The 15,248-nt window shown below is 70.8% G+C and carries 14 protein-coding genes; 7 read left to right on the top strand and 7 right to left on the bottom strand.

Annotated features, from left to right (window positions below):
- Window positions 1-151: 151 nt before the first annotated feature.
- The 4 genes from HD594_RS05635 to HD594_RS05620 are packed head-to-tail and all read right to left on the bottom strand — an operon-like array spanning window position 152 to window position 4,493.
- Window positions 152-1,027, bottom strand: coding sequence for an LLM class flavin-dependent oxidoreductase (locus HD594_RS05635; protein WP_184750019.1), 876 nt, complete (start codon window positions 1,025-1,027; stop codon window positions 152-154).
- Window positions 1,028-1,061: 34 nt separating this feature from the next.
- Window positions 1,062-2,720 (bottom strand): cytochrome b/b6 domain-containing protein, encoded by a 1,659-nt coding sequence (locus HD594_RS05630; RefSeq protein WP_184750018.1) that lies wholly within the window; start codon window positions 2,718-2,720, stop codon window positions 1,062-1,064.
- A gap of 11 nt (window positions 2,721-2,731) precedes the next feature.
- A complete protein-coding gene (locus HD594_RS05625; RefSeq protein WP_184750017.1) occupies window positions 2,732-3,700 on the bottom strand; it encodes an electron transfer flavoprotein subunit alpha/FixB family protein in 969 nt (322 codons plus the stop codon).
- 16 nt (window positions 3,701-3,716) lie between these two features.
- The gene (locus HD594_RS05620) at window positions 3,717-4,493 is read right to left on the bottom strand and encodes an electron transfer flavoprotein subunit beta/FixA family protein (RefSeq protein WP_184750016.1); all 777 of its coding nucleotides are present in this window, start codon (window positions 4,491-4,493) and stop codon (window positions 3,717-3,719) included.
- Between the two features lie 347 nt (window positions 4,494-4,840).
- On the opposite strand from HD594_RS05620, the gene HD594_RS05615 reads away from it, so the two are divergent.
- The 6 genes from HD594_RS05615 to HD594_RS05590 are packed head-to-tail and all read left to right on the top strand — an operon-like array spanning window position 4,841 to window position 10,173.
- Complete coding sequence (locus HD594_RS05615; protein ID WP_184750015.1) at window positions 4,841-6,115, top strand: ABC transporter substrate-binding protein; 1,275 nt, start codon at window positions 4,841-4,843, stop codon at window positions 6,113-6,115.
- A gap of 59 nt (window positions 6,116-6,174) precedes the next feature.
- Entirely contained in the window at window positions 6,175-6,945 is a 771-nt protein-coding gene (locus tag HD594_RS05610; protein WP_184750014.1) for an ABC transporter ATP-binding protein, read from the top strand.
- Window positions 6,942-7,649 carry an ABC transporter ATP-binding protein gene (locus HD594_RS05605; RefSeq protein WP_184750013.1) on the top strand — a complete coding sequence of 236 codons (708 nt, stop codon included), beginning with the start codon at window positions 6,942-6,944 and terminating at the stop codon, window positions 7,647-7,649. The genes HD594_RS05610 and HD594_RS05605 overlap by 4 nt, the downstream gene beginning before the upstream one ends.
- A 6-nt stretch (window positions 7,650-7,655) precedes the next feature.
- A complete protein-coding gene (locus HD594_RS05600; RefSeq protein WP_184750012.1) occupies window positions 7,656-8,534 on the top strand; it encodes a branched-chain amino acid ABC transporter permease in 879 nt (292 codons plus the stop codon).
- Window positions 8,531-9,592, top strand: a complete 1,062-nt coding sequence (locus HD594_RS05595; protein WP_184750011.1) for a branched-chain amino acid ABC transporter permease — start codon at window positions 8,531-8,533, stop codon at window positions 9,590-9,592. The genes HD594_RS05600 and HD594_RS05595 overlap by 4 nt, the downstream gene beginning before the upstream one ends.
- 44 nt (window positions 9,593-9,636) lie before the next feature.
- A complete protein-coding gene (locus HD594_RS05590; RefSeq protein WP_184750010.1) occupies window positions 9,637-10,173 on the top strand; it encodes a MarR family winged helix-turn-helix transcriptional regulator in 537 nt (178 codons plus the stop codon).
- A gap of 166 nt (window positions 10,174-10,339) precedes the next feature.
- Here the strand turns inward: HD594_RS05590 and HD594_RS05585 are convergent, their stop codons facing one another.
- Genes HD594_RS05585 through HD594_RS05575 form a run of 3 tightly spaced genes read right to left on the bottom strand, consistent with a single transcriptional unit; the run spans window position 10,340 to window position 13,195 of the window.
- The gene (locus HD594_RS05585; protein ID WP_184750009.1) at window positions 10,340-11,116 is read right to left on the bottom strand and encodes an enoyl-CoA hydratase-related protein; all 777 of its coding nucleotides are present in this window, start codon (window positions 11,114-11,116) and stop codon (window positions 10,340-10,342) included.
- An 8-nt stretch (window positions 11,117-11,124) separates the two neighbouring features.
- On the bottom strand, window positions 11,125-12,033 hold the full coding sequence (gene mmsB / locus HD594_RS05580; RefSeq protein WP_184750008.1) for a 3-hydroxyisobutyrate dehydrogenase: 909 nt from the start codon (window positions 12,031-12,033) through the stop codon (window positions 11,125-11,127).
- 1 nt (window position 12,034) lies between these two features.
- Window positions 12,035-13,195, bottom strand: a complete 1,161-nt coding sequence (locus tag HD594_RS05575; RefSeq protein ID WP_184752589.1) for an acyl-CoA dehydrogenase family protein — start codon at window positions 13,193-13,195, stop codon at window positions 12,035-12,037.
- Between the two features lie 233 nt (window positions 13,196-13,428).
- Between HD594_RS05575 and HD594_RS05570 the strand changes: the two genes are divergently transcribed.
- Window positions 13,429-15,117, top strand: coding sequence for a choice-of-anchor I family protein (locus HD594_RS05570; protein ID WP_184750007.1), 1,689 nt, complete (start codon window positions 13,429-13,431; stop codon window positions 15,115-15,117).
- Window positions 15,118-15,248 lie beyond the last annotated feature (131 nt).

Below are 15,248 nucleotides of genomic sequence, written 5' to 3'. Positions count from 1 at the left end.
GGGCGCGCCAGAGTCTTCCGTACTGTTCTCTTCGGGTTATCCCCCACCGCCGCAGCCGTCGAGTGCACATGCTCTCGCCGAGTGCACATGGCGTGAACGGGTGACGTCCTATCGTCTCGGCGACGTCATATGCACTCGACGCTGGGGCGCGTCAGCGCAGGCGCGCGAGGGCCTGCTCGTGCACGCGCGGGTCGGAGCCCATGCCCGAGGGCGAGTCGGGCCCGTAGACGATCAGCTCGTCGAAGCCTCCGGCCTCGGCCCGCTCGACGGTGTCGAGATAGCTGCCCACGTCGGAGGTCAGCCGCACCTTCCCGAACCCGATCATGACGCTCCGGCTCACGTCGGCGGGGTCGCGGTCGTACCGCTCGCACTGCTCGTCGAAGACGGATGCCTGCTGCGCGAGCAGCTGCCAGAACTCGTCCCCGTCGAGCTCGCGCCCGGCGGGGCCGCCGTACGTGTTCCACGTGTCGGCGTAGCGGGCGGCCAGGGCCAGCGCGCGCGGTCCGTGCGCGGCGACCAGGAACTCGGGGGCCGCGACGCCGTCCGGAGCCGGCAGCGTCTCGAGCCCGCCGAACGACAGCGTCTCGCCCTGCCACTCGGTCGCGCCGTCGAGCACCGCACGGTAGCCGCGCACGACGTCGGCGAACCGCCGCGACATGTCGCGCAGCTCCGGGCGCTCGCCGTGGTCGGCGACCGCGCACGACGGCGCGCCCATGCCGAGCCCCAGCACGAGGCGCCCGCCGCTGATGTCCTGCACGGTCATCGCCGCGCGCGCCAGGGCGACGGGACTGCGGAAGACGGCCGACGCGACGAGCGTGCCGAGCTTGACCCGATCGGTCACCGCCGCGGCGGCGGTCAGGGTCGAGAAGGCCTCCCCGAGCCACATCCCCGGCGCGGTCGCGTGCGTGAGGTGGTCGTAGGTGTAGACGACGTCGTAGCCGACATCCTCGGCCCACTGGTACCAGCGGGCCTGCTCGCGCCACAGCCCGACGGGCGGGATGACGAGGCTGATCCGGCTCAGTGCCATCGGGTCGGCATCCGCTCTCGTTCTCCGCGGCGCGTCAGCGCCCGGAGACCTTGCCGAACAGTCGGGCGATGGGGGCGAGCACGAGGGGCCGGGCGGCGACCCACGCGGCGGCGATGACGACGAGGGAGGCGACGAAGATCCAGAAGCCAACCCAGTTGTCGGCGTCCTGCGCGCCGTACATGTGGTTCAGGTTCCGCAGCGCCCCGGTGGCGAGGACCAGCACGACGTGCACGAAGATGAACAGCACGAAGTACAGCATCACCGGGAAGTGCACGGTGCGCGCCCACTCCACCGGATAGACCTTGTTGAGGGTCTTGGCGTTCTTCGGCCACAGCCCGCCCATCCGCACACCCGTGATCGCCGCGAGCGGCGCCGCGAGGAACACGGTCGCGAAGTAGGCGAGCTGCTGGAGGGAGTTGTAGTTGACCCAGCCGTTCTCGGTCGGCCAGTCCAGCGACACGTACTGCAGTGCCGCCGACAGGGCGTTGGGGAACACCTCCCACGAGGTGGGGACGATCCGCATCCACTGGCCCGACACGAACAGCAGCACCACGAACGCGACGCCGTTGATGACCCACAGCAGGTCCAGGGACTGGTGGAACCAGATCGTCAGGCTGATCTTGCGCTTGGGGTTGTTCCGCGGCGACCAGAACGCGGTCGGCCGCTTCTCGGTGCGGATCGTCAGACCCGACCGGATGATGAGGACCATCAGGAACACATTGAAGAAGTGCTGCCACCCCAGCCAGGCCGGGAACCCGACCGGTGCGCTCTCGGGCAGGTGGTACTCGCCCGGGTAGTCGGCGAGGAACTCCTGCATGAACTCGAGGCTCAGCAGCCACTGGACCGCGACGACGACCATGCCGGCCGCGAACAGCAGGCCCGCGCCGCCGATGATGACGGCTCCCGCCCACTGCCCCTTCGTGAAGGGGCCGACGCGCTGCGGCTCGGGCTTCGGCGCCGGGCGCGTGAACGCGGTCTCGCCCGCCCACACGGTGCGGGTGAACGGCAGCGGCGTCGAGTAGTCCTCGGCCGGAACGACCTCGGCGGCGGGTGCGACGGTGGCGACCGTGGGCTCCGCGGCAACGACCGCGGCAGCCGTCTCCGCAGGGACCGGCGCGGCGGCGGCCGTCTCGGCCGGGGCCGGGGCGGCGGCCGCCGCGAAGTCGGCGGGCGGCCAGGCGTCGCCACCCGGCGTACGCGGCAGGCCTCGCCGGACCGCGATGGCGGATGCGGCCGCGACCGGGACGGCGGCGGCGGGTGCGGCGGCGGCCGCGACCGGCGCATCGGCAGGCTGAGGAGTCTCGGCGATCGCCGGCGGCGCCGCGGCGGCGGGTTGCGCAGCGGGGCTCGCGGGAGCGACCGCGGGCGCACCTCCGGCGGCGAAATCGGCGGGCGGCCACGGCTCGCCACCCGGCGTTCGCGGAAGGCCACGGCGGATGGCGACGGCGGATGCGGCGACCGGCGCGACGGCGGGCGCGGCGACGGGCTGGGGCTGCTCGGCGACGGGGGCGGCGGCCACCGGCGTCGCGGCGACCGACACCTCAGGGGCGGCCGCGACCGCGACCGCAGGATCCTCGGCGGTCGTCCCGACCTGCTCGGCCACCTCGATCGGGGCTTCGCCGGCGGGAGGCCAGGCGGAGCCGCCGGGCGTGCGGGGCAGGCCCTGCCGGACCGTCGCCGTGTACGTCGCCATACCCGCCGGCCCTACTTCTTCTTCGCCTCGAGCGCCGCGATCAGCTGCGGCACGACGGTGAACAGGTCGCCCACGACGCCGAAGTCGGCGATCTCGAAGATCGGGGCATCGGCGTCCTTGTTGATGGCGACGATCGTCTTCGCCGTCTGCATCCCGGCCTTGTGCTGGATCGCGCCCGAGATTCCCAAAGCGACATACAGCTGCGGCGACACCGAGACACCGGTCTGTCCGACCTGGTACGACTGCGGCACGTAGCCGGCGTCGACCGCGGCTCGCGAGGCGCCGACGGCGGCGCCGAGCGCGTCGGCGAGGTCGTCGACGAGCGAGAACTTCTCACCGGAGCCGAGGCCGCGACCGCCCGAGACGACCTTCGCGGCACCCCGCAGTTCGGGGCGGGACGAGGTCACCACGGCCTCTTCGACAGCGCCGACCGTCGCGGCCTTGCGGCCGGAGGCGGTCACCTCGAGCGTCTCGACGACCGGCGACGCGACGGCCTCGGCGCGGGCGTCGATCGACCCCTGGCGCACCGTGATGACGGGGGCGCCGAAGGTGACGGACGCCTCGACGTTGTACGAACCGCCGTAGACCGAGTGCTGGGCGACGACGCCCAGGTCGTCGCGCGAGACGCCGATCGCGTCGACGCACAGGCCGGCGCGGGTGCGGGCGGCGAACCGGGCCGCCGCCTCACGGCCCTCGATCGACTGCGACGCGAGGATCGCGTCGGGGCGCACGAGCTCGGCGGCCGCGGTCAGCGCGTCGGCGACCGGGACGACGAGCCCCTCGCCGGGAGCGGCGACCAGGACGGTGCCGGCGCCGAGGGCCGCGGCATCCGCTGCGAGCTTCTCGTCGCCCACGACGAGCGCGACGGGTGTGCCGACGGTGGATGCTGCGCCCAGGAGCCCGGCCGACGATGCGGCGAGCGCGCCCGAGGGCGTCACGTCGAGCAGGACGAGGATCGAATCGCTTGCGAAATCAGCCATGTTGTTCTGCTCCCCCTTACGCGAGCCGGTTCTGGATGAGGAAGTCCGCGAGCTGCTCGCCCGCGTCGCCCTCGTCGGTGATCTTCACGCCCGCCTCGCGCGGCGGCTTCTCACTGATGGTCGTCATGATCGAGCGCGACGCGGCGGGGTCCATGGGGTCGAGGTCGAGGTCGGCCAGCGACAGCGTCTCGAACGGCTTCTTCTTCGCCGCCATGATGCCCTTGAAGTTGGGGAAGCGTGCGTCGGGAAGCGCCTCGGTGACGGAGATGAGCGCGGGCAGCTGCGCGCTGACGGCCGCGGCGCCGCCGTCGGTCGCCCGCTGACCCGAGACCGCGTCGGCGGTGATCTCGACCGTGTTCAGCATCGTGGCGGCCGGCACGTCGAGGATCTCGGCGACCATCGCGGGGATCACACCGCCTGAGCCGTCCGTCGACAGGTTGCCGGCGATGACGAGGTCGAAGTCCGTGCGCTGCAGCGCCGCGGCGAGCACCTCTGCGGTCAGCCCCAGGTCTGCACCGGCGAGTTGCTCGTCGACCACCTGAATGGCGGATGCCGCACCCATCGCGAGCCCCTTGCGCACGGTCGCGGCCGACGCCTCAGCGGCCATCGACAGCACCACCACCTCGGTTCCCGCGTTCGCGTCGGCATACGACAGCGCCACCTCGAGGGCGCGCTCGCCGATCTCATCGATCACGCGGTCGCTCGCATCGCGCTCGGCGAGCCCCGTCTCGAGATTGAGCTTCCGGTCACCGTAGGTGTCCGGGACCTCCTTGACCAGGACGACGATCTTCATTTCGAATCTGCTCCTTCGACGACACGAGTCTATTCACGCGCAGGACCCCGCCCGAGCCGGGGCGAGGAATCCTACGAACGACACCGGACTGCCGGAGGGGCCGTTTGTGGACTGCTCACGACGGCCGGCAGCGCCCCCGCGCGGGTTCGAGGACGCTCCGGCCATCACCCCCGCCCAAATGGTGACGTGATCGAAAGTTCACTTCGCTCGCGCATGCTCCTTCATTGATTGATCGAACGCAATCTTGCATACGTGAATTGCAATTAACAAAATCCGTGACATTCGCGCTCTGTTTTGGCAGACTGCCGTGAACAGCGCACCACCGAAGCACCGTTCGAGGAGGAACGATGTCTCATCTGCACATCACACGAGCACGCATGCTCACACTCGCCGCCGTCGGCTTCGCCTGCACCCTGGTCGTCTCGGGCTGCGCCGGCCGCGACACCGGCACGAGCCCCGACGAGACGGGGATGGCCGACGCCTGCGATGCGGGCTTCACCGACGACACCGTCACGGTCGGCACGAGCCTGCCGCTGTCGGGGCCCGCGGCCGCTTACGGCGCCATCGGCACGACCATGAAGGTCTACTTCGACGACATCAACGCCGCGGGCGGCCTGACGTTCGCGGACGGCACGCAGCGCGAGGTGGAGGTCATCGTCATGGACGACGGCTACGACCCGGCCAAGACCTCGACCAACGTCCGCACGCTGGTCGAGCAGGACGAGGTGTTCGCCCTGGCGGGCGTGCTGGGCACGGGCGCTGCGATCGGCGTCGCGCCCTACATCGAGGAGAACGGCATTCCGAACCTGTTCGTCGGCACCGGCACCGACGCGATCCCGGCGCTGCACGAAGGCGACACCGACTGGACGATCGGCTTCATGCCCCAGTACAGCTTCGAGGTCGAGACGCTCGCGACGTACATCACCGAGAACCACCCCGAGGCGACGGCGGCGATCCTCTACCAGAACGACGACTTCGGCGAGAGCGTCTACGAGGGCTTCGAGGCGGTCTTCGAGGGGACCGGCGTCGAGATCGTGGCCGCCGAGAACTACGAGCTGTCGGCGGCGACCGTCGACAGCCAGGTGACGGCCCTCGCGGCATCCGACGCCGACATCTTCCTCGACTGGGCCGTGGGCGCCTTCGCGACGCAGTCGCTGAAGAAGAAGCTCGAACTCGGCTGGGACGCGACCACCGTCATCAGCGCACCGGCCGCCGATGCGACCTTCTTCCTCAAGCCCGCCGGCGAGGGCGCGGCCGACGGCGTGATCTCGATCGCGTACACGAAGGACATCACCGACGCGTCGCTGGCCGGCGACGCGGGCTTCGACGCCTGGACCGAGTTCGCCGCCGCCCACCCCGACGAGGTCAACGCGATGTTCGCCCCGTCGGCGGCCGGGTACCAGACGGCCCAGCTGCTCGAGGCGGCGCTGTCGTCGATGGACGGGTGCACGCGAGAGGCGCTGCTCGCCGCGGCGACATCGTTCGACGGACTCGAACTCGACCTGTCGCCGATCCCGGTGTCCACGTCGGCCGACTACCCGTACACGTTCCAGGAGATCGGCGTGCAGGTGTTCAACGGCAGCACGTGGGACCTGCAGGACGGCACGTACACCGTCGACTGACCGACCGGCAGCGGGGTCGGCCGCAGCGGCCGGCCCCGCTCCGCTGTTCCAGGAGAACCATGAACGCCATCCTCGAGGTCGCTGAAGTCGAACTGTCGTTCGGCGGCGTCCGAGCGCTCGACGGGCCCAGCTTCACCGTCGGCGAGGGCGAGATCGTCGGCCTCATCGGGCCCAACGGCGCCGGCAAGACGAGCCTCTTCAACTGCATCAACGGGCTGTATCGGCCCCAGTCGGGCATGATCCGCGTGGGCGGCCGGCATGTCATCGGGATGCCCCGCCACCGCATCACCGACCTCGGGGTGAGCCGTACGTTCCAGAACATCGGCCTGCTCATGTCGCAGACCGTGCTCGAGAACGTGATGGCGGGCACCTATCACGTGTCCCACGGCGGCTACTGGGCGACCGCCCTCGCGCTCCCCCAGGTCAAGCGCAGCGAACGGTCGCAGCGCGCCTCGGCGATGGCCGTGCTCGACGCCCTCGGTCTCGCCGGTGCCGCCGACGTCCCCGTCGCCGTGCTCCCCTTCGGCACGCTCAAGCGCGTGGAGCTTGCGCGGGCGCTCGTGAGCGAGCCCCGGCTGCTGCTCATCGACGAGCCGGCCAACGGGCTGATCCACAGCGAGGTGCTCGAACTCGCCGACACCATCAGGCGTCTGGCCCGCGAGCGCGGGACAGCCATCCTGCTGGTCGAGCACCACATGGCGCTCGTCATGCGCGTGTGCGATCGCGTCGTCGTCCTCAACCTCGGGCGCAAGATCGCCGAGGGCGAGCCCGCGGACGTCGCGAACGATCCGGCCGTCGTCGCGGCCTATCTGGGAGGGGCGGCGGCATGACACTGCTCAGCGTCGAACTGGAGACGGCCGGCTACGGCCGCGCGACCGTGCTGCGCGACGTCGGCTTCGACGTCGCCGAGGGCGGGCGTCTCGTGATCCTCGGCGGCAACGGCGCCGGCAAGACCACGACGCTGCGCGCGATCAGCGGCCTCTGCCAGGCGCGCGGCCACGTGCGGCTCGACGGCCGGGACGTCATGGGCCTGGCGACGCATCGCATCGCACGGGCAGGCATCGCCCACGTGCCGCAGGGCCGCGGGACCATCAAGGACCTCTCGGTGCGCGAGAACCTGCTCGTCGGCGCGACGACGCGCACCCGCACCGAGGCGGCCGAGGATCTCGAGCGATGGGTCCGGCAGTTCCCGCGGCTCGGCGAGCGCATCGACCAGAACGCGGCGGGGCTCTCGGGCGGCGAGCAGCAGATGCTCGCGATCGCGCGCGCCTTCATGTCCCGCCCGCGGGTCGTCCTGCTCGACGAGCCGTCGCTGGGCCTGGCGCCCAAGATCACCGCCGAGATGTTCGCCTCGCTCGACACGGTCTGCCGCGAGACGGGCGTGGCGATGGTCGTCGTGGAGCAGAACGCCGATCTCGCCCTCGATGTCGCCGACGACGCGATGGTGCTCGAGAGCGGCACGATCGTGGCCGCCGGATCCGCCGACTCGATGCGCGGCAACGACGACGTCCGCCGCGCGTATTTGGGGGTGTGATCGACGATGATCCTGCAGCAGCTGGCCGACGGTATCGCGACGGGAGCCGTCTACGGCGCCCTCGCCCTGGCGATCGTGCTCGTCTTCCGGGCGTCGCGCACGCTCAACTTCGCGCAGGGCGAGTTCGCCCTGCTCGGCGCGTACATCGCGTGGCAGGCGATCGCGTGGGGCGCACCGCCCTGGCTCGCGCTGCTGGCGTCGATGACCTTCATGGCGGTGTTCTCGGTGGCCGCCGAGCGCGTCCTCTTCCGCCCCCTCGTTCGCCGCCACCAGCACCTGCCGGTGATCATCGTGAGCCTCGGGCTCATGATCGCGATGAACGCGCTGATCGGCTGGGTCTGGACCTACCAGACGAAGGAGGTCCCGCCGCTGTTCGGCGCCGGTATCGTCCAGCTCGGCCCCGTCGCCGTCTCGCGCCAGGACGCCGGCATCGTGCTGAGCGTGGCAGCCATCGCCCTGCTGCTCGCCGTCCTCTTCCGCTATACACGCGTGGGTCTGCAGATGCGGGCTTCGGTGTCGGCTCCCGAGTCGTCCGAGCTTTCGGGCGTCTCGACCGGCCGCATGATGTCGACGGGATGGGCGATCGCCGGCGCCGTCAGCGCGGTCGCGGGCGTCCTGATCGCGCCCGAGCTGTTCCTGCACCCCGGGATGATGGCGCCCGTCCTCATCTACGCGTTCGCCGCGGCGATCCTCGGCGGACTCGAGTCGCCGTTCGGCGCTCTGGTCGGCGGCGTCGCGGTCGGCATCGTCGAGAACCTCGCGGGCACGCTCGTGCCCGCCGTGGGCGGCGAACTGAAGCAGGTCGTCGCGCTCGCCCTCATCGTGGCGGTGCTGCTGGCGCGGCCGCAGGGCCTCTTCGGCCGGAAGGAGCTGGTGCGCGCATGACCACCACGACCCCCGTCCGCACGGTGGAGCACACCACGCCGCCGCGCACCACGCTGCTCGACTGGCTGCGCCGCCCCCGCGCCGCGCTGAACCCGCCGGTGTGGCTGCGCTGGACGATCGGCCTCGGCTCGGCGGCGGCACTGCTGGCGCTGCCCCTGGTCAATCCGTCGTACATCAACCAGACGGTGACGCTCGTCATGATCTGGACGATCGTGGGCCTCGGGCTCAACCTGCTCGTCGGGTTCGGCGGACAGGTCTCGCTCGGCCACTCGGCGTTCTTCGCCATGGGCGCGTACAGCGTCGTGATCGCCGGTCAGGCCGGCTGGCCGCATCCGCTCACCCTCGTCGTCGCCGGCGCCGTCCCCTTCGTGATCGGATACCTCATCGGGCTCCCCGCGCTGCGGCTGAAGGGGCTCCAGCTGGGTCTGGTCACCCTCGCGATGGCGATCGCGACACCGTCCGCCATCCGTGCGCTCGGCGACCTCACGCGCGGCAATCGGGGCATCGCGATCGACGCCGACCCGCCGGCATGGGTCGCGCTCGAGCACGACCAATGGGTGTTCTACCTCGCGCTCGCGTGCGCCGGGCTCGCCTACCTCGTCACGCGCCGCCTCGCGCGCGGCCGCCTCGGGCGCTCCTTCGTCGCCGTCCGCGATGCGGAGCTCGTCGCCGAGACCCTCGGCGTCGACGTGTGGCAGACCAAGACGCGGCTGTTCGCGGCATCCGCGGTCTACGCCGGCGTCGCCGGCGGACTGTATGCGCTGCTGCTGGAGTTCATCGGGCCCGAGAACTTTGGGCTGGCGATGTCGATCTCGTTCGTGACGCTCATCGTCGTGGGCGGCCTGGCGACCGTGCCGGGCGCGGTCCTGGGTGCCCTGTTCGTGCAGTACGTGCCGACCTGGACGTCGGCGCTGAGCGCGTCGGCCACCGGCGTCACGTATGGCGTCGTGCTGATGGTCTTCGCGTTCTTCGTCCCGTACGGCCTCGTCGGGCTGCTGCGCGGCATCCTCGCCCCTGCCGTGGATCGGCTGCCCGGCCGGCGTCCCGGACGCGCCTGACGGCGGCGCGCCGGTAGCGTGGTCGTGCGCGGAAGGAGCCACGGATGCCGAGGAACGCACCGCTGCCGGTCGACCCCATCGCCGAGGCGAAGCGCCAGTGGATCGCCCACGGCTGGGAGGATTCCGCCGGCGGCATGACCCTCGTCACGTCGGTCATGCGAGCGCATCAGCTGCTGCTGGCCCGCATCGACGCGACGCTCAAGCCCTTCGGCCTCTCGTTCGCGCGCTACGAGATGCTGCGCCTGCTCGCCTTCACGAGACAGGGACGGATGCCGATGGCCAGCGCCATCGCCCGCCTGCAGGTGCATCCCACGAGCGTGACGAACACCGTCGATCGGCTCGTGCGCGATGAGCTCGCCGAGCGCGAGCCGCACCCTGTGGACGGCCGCGCGGCGATGCTGGTCATCACCGATGCGGGCCGCGACCTGGTCGAGCGGGCCACGGCCGCCCTCAACACGAACGTGTTCGAGAGCCCCGGGCTCGACGCCGACGAGACGGCCGAGGTGGTGCGGCTCATCGCCCGCCTGCGCAAGGGGGCCGGCGACTTCACCGACCCACGTCCACAGCCCGAGCCCCTCTAGGGCTGCGGCGTCCGCCCCTCTGGGTTCAGCATCCGCCCCTTGCCCGCTCCCGCGGTGCACGAATTCAGGCAGATCTCGACGACACGCCGAATGGTCACGGCGCGTCGCGCGATCCTGCCTGCGTTGTGACACACGGCGCGTGACATCGGGCCCCGCGGGCGCGGGCTCAGCGGTTCCGGAACTCCGGCGCCCGCTTCTCGCGGAAGGCGGCCATGCCCTCCTTCTGGTCCTCGGTGTCGAACAGCGCCGCGAACGCCTCCTTCTCGAAGCGCAGGCCTTCGGCCAGCGGCGTCTCCATGGCGGCATCCAGCGCAGCCTTGGCCGCGTAGACCGACGGAAGGGACTTGGACGCGATCGTGTCGGCGATCTTCCCCGCCTCCTCGAGCAGATCGGATGCCGGCACCACCCGCGAGACGAGGCCCGACCGCTCGGCCTCGACGGCGTCGATCCTCCGCCCGGTGAGGATGATGTCCGCGGCCTTGGCGTACCCGACCGCGCGGATGAGGCGCTGCGTGCCGCCCATCCCCGGCATGACGCCCAGGTTGAGCTCGGGGAGCGCGAATTTCGCGGTGTCGGCGGCGAGGATGATGTCGCACATCATCGCCAGTTCGCACCCGCCGCCGAGCGCGTAGCCGGAGACCGCCGCGACGACGGGGGTGCGAACCGCCGCGAACCGCGACCAGTCTCCGAAGTGGTCGTCCTCGACCATCTCGCGCGCGGTCTTGGACTCCATCTCCTTGATGTCGGCACCGGCCGCGAACGCGCGTTCGGATCCCGTGACCACGATCGCGCCGATCCCCTCGTCGGCGTCGAAGGCGGTGGCCGCCGCGACGACGTCCCGCATGATCTGGGTGTCGAGGGCGTTCAGCACCTCCGGGCGGTTCAGCGTGATCCAGCCCACCCGGCCGCGGGTCTCGACGACGATGGTGGCGTACTCGGTCATGGGACTCCTCAGGCGTCGGTGCTCTCGGTGCGGATCGTGGTGATGATCCCCGAGAAATCCTGCCGGGCGCCGGGCCCGTTCGCGAACTCCTGGTAGATCTCGCGCGCCAGCAGGCCCATGCGTGCCGACACGCCTGTGGTGTCGATGGCGTGTTCGGCCAGGCCCAGGTCCTTGTTCATGAGGGCGCCTGCGAAGCCCGGCTGGTAGTCGCGGTTCGCGGGACTCGTGGGCACCGGCCCGGGCACCGGGCAGTTGGTGGTGAGCGCCCAGCACTGCCCCGAGGCGTTCGAGGCGACGTCGAACAGCGCCTGGTGGCTGAGCCCCAGCCGCTCGCCCAGCACGAACGCCTCGGCGACCGCGATCTGCGATACCGCGAGGATCATGTTGTTGCAGACCTTCGCGGCCTGGCCGAGACCGGCCTCGCCGCAGTGCACGATGCGGCGGCCCATCGCCTCGAGCACGGGGCGGGCGGCCTCGAAGTCCGCGGCGTCTCCTCCGACCATGAACGCGAGCGTCGCGTTCTCGGCGCCGACGACTCCCCCCGAGACCGGGGCGTCGAGGCACCGTTGCCCCGCCGCCCCGGCGAGCGCGTGCGCGGCGCGGGCCTCGTCCACGGCGATCGTCGAGCACTCGAGGAACAGGGTCCCCGGCGCGGCGACGTCGAGCAGACCCGGTCCGCCGTCGGCCCCCCGGTAGGCGTCGAGCACCTGCGCACCGGTCTGGAACATCGTGATGACGACGTCGGCGCCGCCGGCGACGGCATCCGTCGCCGACTCGGTCACGTCGAGCCCCTCGGCGCGGGCGGCATCCCGCGCGGCGTCGACCACGTCGAAGCCCACGACGTCGTGCCCCGCATCGGACAGGTTGTGCGCCATGGGCCGGCCCATGTGACCCAGACCCAGGAATGCGATCCTCATGTCACGCCTCCAGCAGCGCGCGCCCGATGATGACGCGCATGATCTCGTTGGTGCCCTCGAGGATCTGGTGCACCCGCAGATCGCGCACCACCTTCTCGATGCCGTAGTCCTGCAGATACCCGTAGCCGCCGTGCAGCTGCAGCGCCTCGTTCGCGATCGTGAACCCGGCATCGGTGGCGTACCGCTTCGCCATGGCGCACTGCATGGAGGCATCCGGCGCCTTCGCATCGAGGGCGGCCGCGGCATCCCGCACGAGCGCACGGGCGGCGCGCAGTTCGGTCGCCATATCGGCGAGCTTGAAGACCACCGCCTGCTTGTCGGCGAGCGGCTCGCCGAACGTGAACCGCTCCTTGACGTACTGCGTCGCGCGGTCGAGCGCCCACTGCGCGCCGCCGAGCGAGCACGCCGCGATGTTGATGCGGCCGCCGTCGAGCGCCGACATCGCGATCTTGAAGCCCTGCCCTTCGGAGCCGAGCATGTTCGCGGCGGGCACCCGCACCTCGTCGAGGATCACCTGGCGGGTCGGCTGGGCGTTCCAGCCCATCTTCCGCTCGCGCGCGCCGAACGACAGTCCGCGCGCGCCCGCGGGCACCAGGAACGCCGTGATGCCGCGCGCGCCCGGCTCGCCCGTGCGAGCCATCACGATGTAGACCGATGACTCGCCCGCGCCCGAGATGAACTGCTTGACGCCGGTGAGGACGTACTCGTCGCCGTCCCGGATGGCGGTCGTCGTGATCGCGGCGGCATCGGAGCCCGCGCCGGGCTCGGTCAGGCAGTAGCTGCCGAGGTCGCCCATCGTCACCAGGCGCGGCAGCCATTCGTGGCGCTGAGCGTCGTCGCCGTAGCTGTCGATCATCCACGCGACCATGTTGTGGATCGTCATGAACGCGGCCATGGTCGGGTCGCCCTCGGCGAGCGCGGCGAAGATCTCGACCGCGTCGGAACGACTCAGCGCCGAGCCGCCCACGTCCTCGCTGACGTAGATGCCGCCCAGGCCCAGGTCGCCGGCCATGCGCAGCGCGTCCTTCGGGAAGTGCTTGGCGGCGTCCCACTCCAGCGCGTGGGGCGCGAGCTCGGATGCGGCGAAGTCGCGCACCGCCTCCAGAATGGCGGCGCGCTCGTCCGCGGTGATGGCGGATGCCGCGGGCGGGGTGATCGTCATCGACACGTGTTCTCCTTCGAACGACGGGACGCCTTCGTGGGGCATCCTGCTGAGTCAGCGTGTGCCCTCGTCGGCACGCTGATCATTTTAGCTGGACTTCCTACTATCTGCATGGTAGTCCGTTTTTCTCAGAGCGTTCTGTGGCGTTCACCTCGATTTCACTTGGCGTCGGTACGAACGGAAGCACCTGCGCGCTCGCGCGCGGAGCTCTGCCCGACGACCTGAGGACACCGATGCCTTCTCATCTGAACCGCCGCGTCGCCGCGATCGGCACGGCGACCGTCGCCGCCTGCGCGCTGACCCTCACCCCGATCGCGGCAGGCGCCGCGATCGTCGAGCCGCCGATCGAGTACTCCGCCGGAGACGCGGCACTGTCGCTCGCCGCGATCGGAACCTTCGAGACCGGCATCTTCGATGCCTCCGCCGCCGAGATCGTGCAGGCGCACGGCGACCGCCTGTTCGTCGTCAACGCCGAAGCCGGCGCCGTCACGGTGCTGGACTACAGCGACCCGGCCGCACCGGAGTTCCTGTTCGAGATCACCTCGGACGGCGTCGCGAACTCGGTGGCGGTCCGCGACGACGGCTTGGGCGTCATCGCCTTCGAGGCCCCCGACAAGGTCTCGCCCGGACACGTCGTCTTCTTCGACGCGGATGCGGCCGACGGGGATGCCGCCTACCTCGGCGAGGTCATGGTCGGGTCGCTCCCCGACATGGTCACCGTGACGGACGACGGCAAGTACGCGGTCGTCGCGAACGAGGGCGAGCCCGACGACGACTTCCTGACCGACCCCGAGGGCACGGTCAGCGTCATCAAGCTGCACCCGACGAAGAAGCGCGCCTCGAACCAGGGGAACGTCCGCACTGCCGACTTCCACGCGTTCGAGGAGGGCGGCAAGAAGTCGCTTCCCGAGGACGTGCGCATCTTCGGCCCCGAGCCGGAGTCGGACTACCCGGTCTCGCGCAACCTCGAGCCGGAGTACATCACGACCGTGGGAACCACCGCGTACGTGTCGCTGCAGGAGAACAACGCGATCGCCGTGGTCGATCTCGACTCCGCGAAGGTGGACGAGATCTGGGCCCTGGGCTTCAAGGACTACGGCGCCGCCGGCAACGGCATCGACGCATCCGACCGTGACGACGCGATCAACATCCAGCAGTGGCCCGGCGTCGTCGGCATGTACCAGCCCGACGCGATCGCGTCGTACACCGCCGGCGACGAGACCTACCTCGTCACGGCGAACGAGGGCGACGCCCGCGAGTGGGGCGACTACGAGGAGCCCGTCCGTGCGAAGAATCTCGACGAGGACGGCCTCGGCCCGGTGTGCGCGCCCCTCGCGGACATCCTCGACGACGAAGAGGTCGGCCGCCTCGACGTGAGCCCCGAGAACGGGTTCAACGGCGAGTGCTACGAAACGCTCTACGCGTTCGGCGCACGTTCGTTCTCGATCTGGACGACCGACGGCACGCAGGTGTTCGACTCGGGCGACGACTTCGAGCAGTACACCGCGCTCGCGGCGCCGGAGTGGTTCAACTTCAGCAACGACGACCACGACCCCGACGACTTCGACTCGCGCAGCGATGCCAAGGGCCCCGAGCCCGAGGGCATCGCGATCGGCGAGGTCGACGGCCTCACCTACGCGTTCATCGGCCTCGAGCGCGTCGGCGGCATCATGGTCTACGACATCACCGACCCCGCCGCCGCGGAGTTCGTGACCTACCTCAACAACCGCGACTTCGACGTGGACGCCGCCGTCGAGGACGCCGAGGGCGAGGACGTCTCGAACCCGGCCGCCGGCGACCTCGGTCCTGAGGGTCTCGCGTTCATCGCCGCGAGCGACTCGCCCACCGGCGAGCCGCTGCTGGCCGTCGGCAACGAAGTCTCGGGAACGACGACGCTGTTCTCGATCACGCTGAACGACTGAGTCCGGCCCAGAGGGCGGCCCCGCAGGCATGATGCCTGCGGGTCCGTCTCGCTCCGGCGGCGTCACATCCGGCGGGGATTCAGCGGGACACGCCGGTCGAGGGGACGCTTCGGCGGCGTGTCGAGACGGAT

Source organism: Microbacterium thalassium, from assembly GCF_014208045.1.
Taxonomy (GTDB): Bacteria; Actinomycetota; Actinomycetes; order Actinomycetales; family Microbacteriaceae; genus Microbacterium; species Microbacterium thalassium.
The sequence above is the reverse complement of the archived record's forward strand: the minus strand, read 5'-3'. Positions and strand labels throughout refer to the sequence as shown.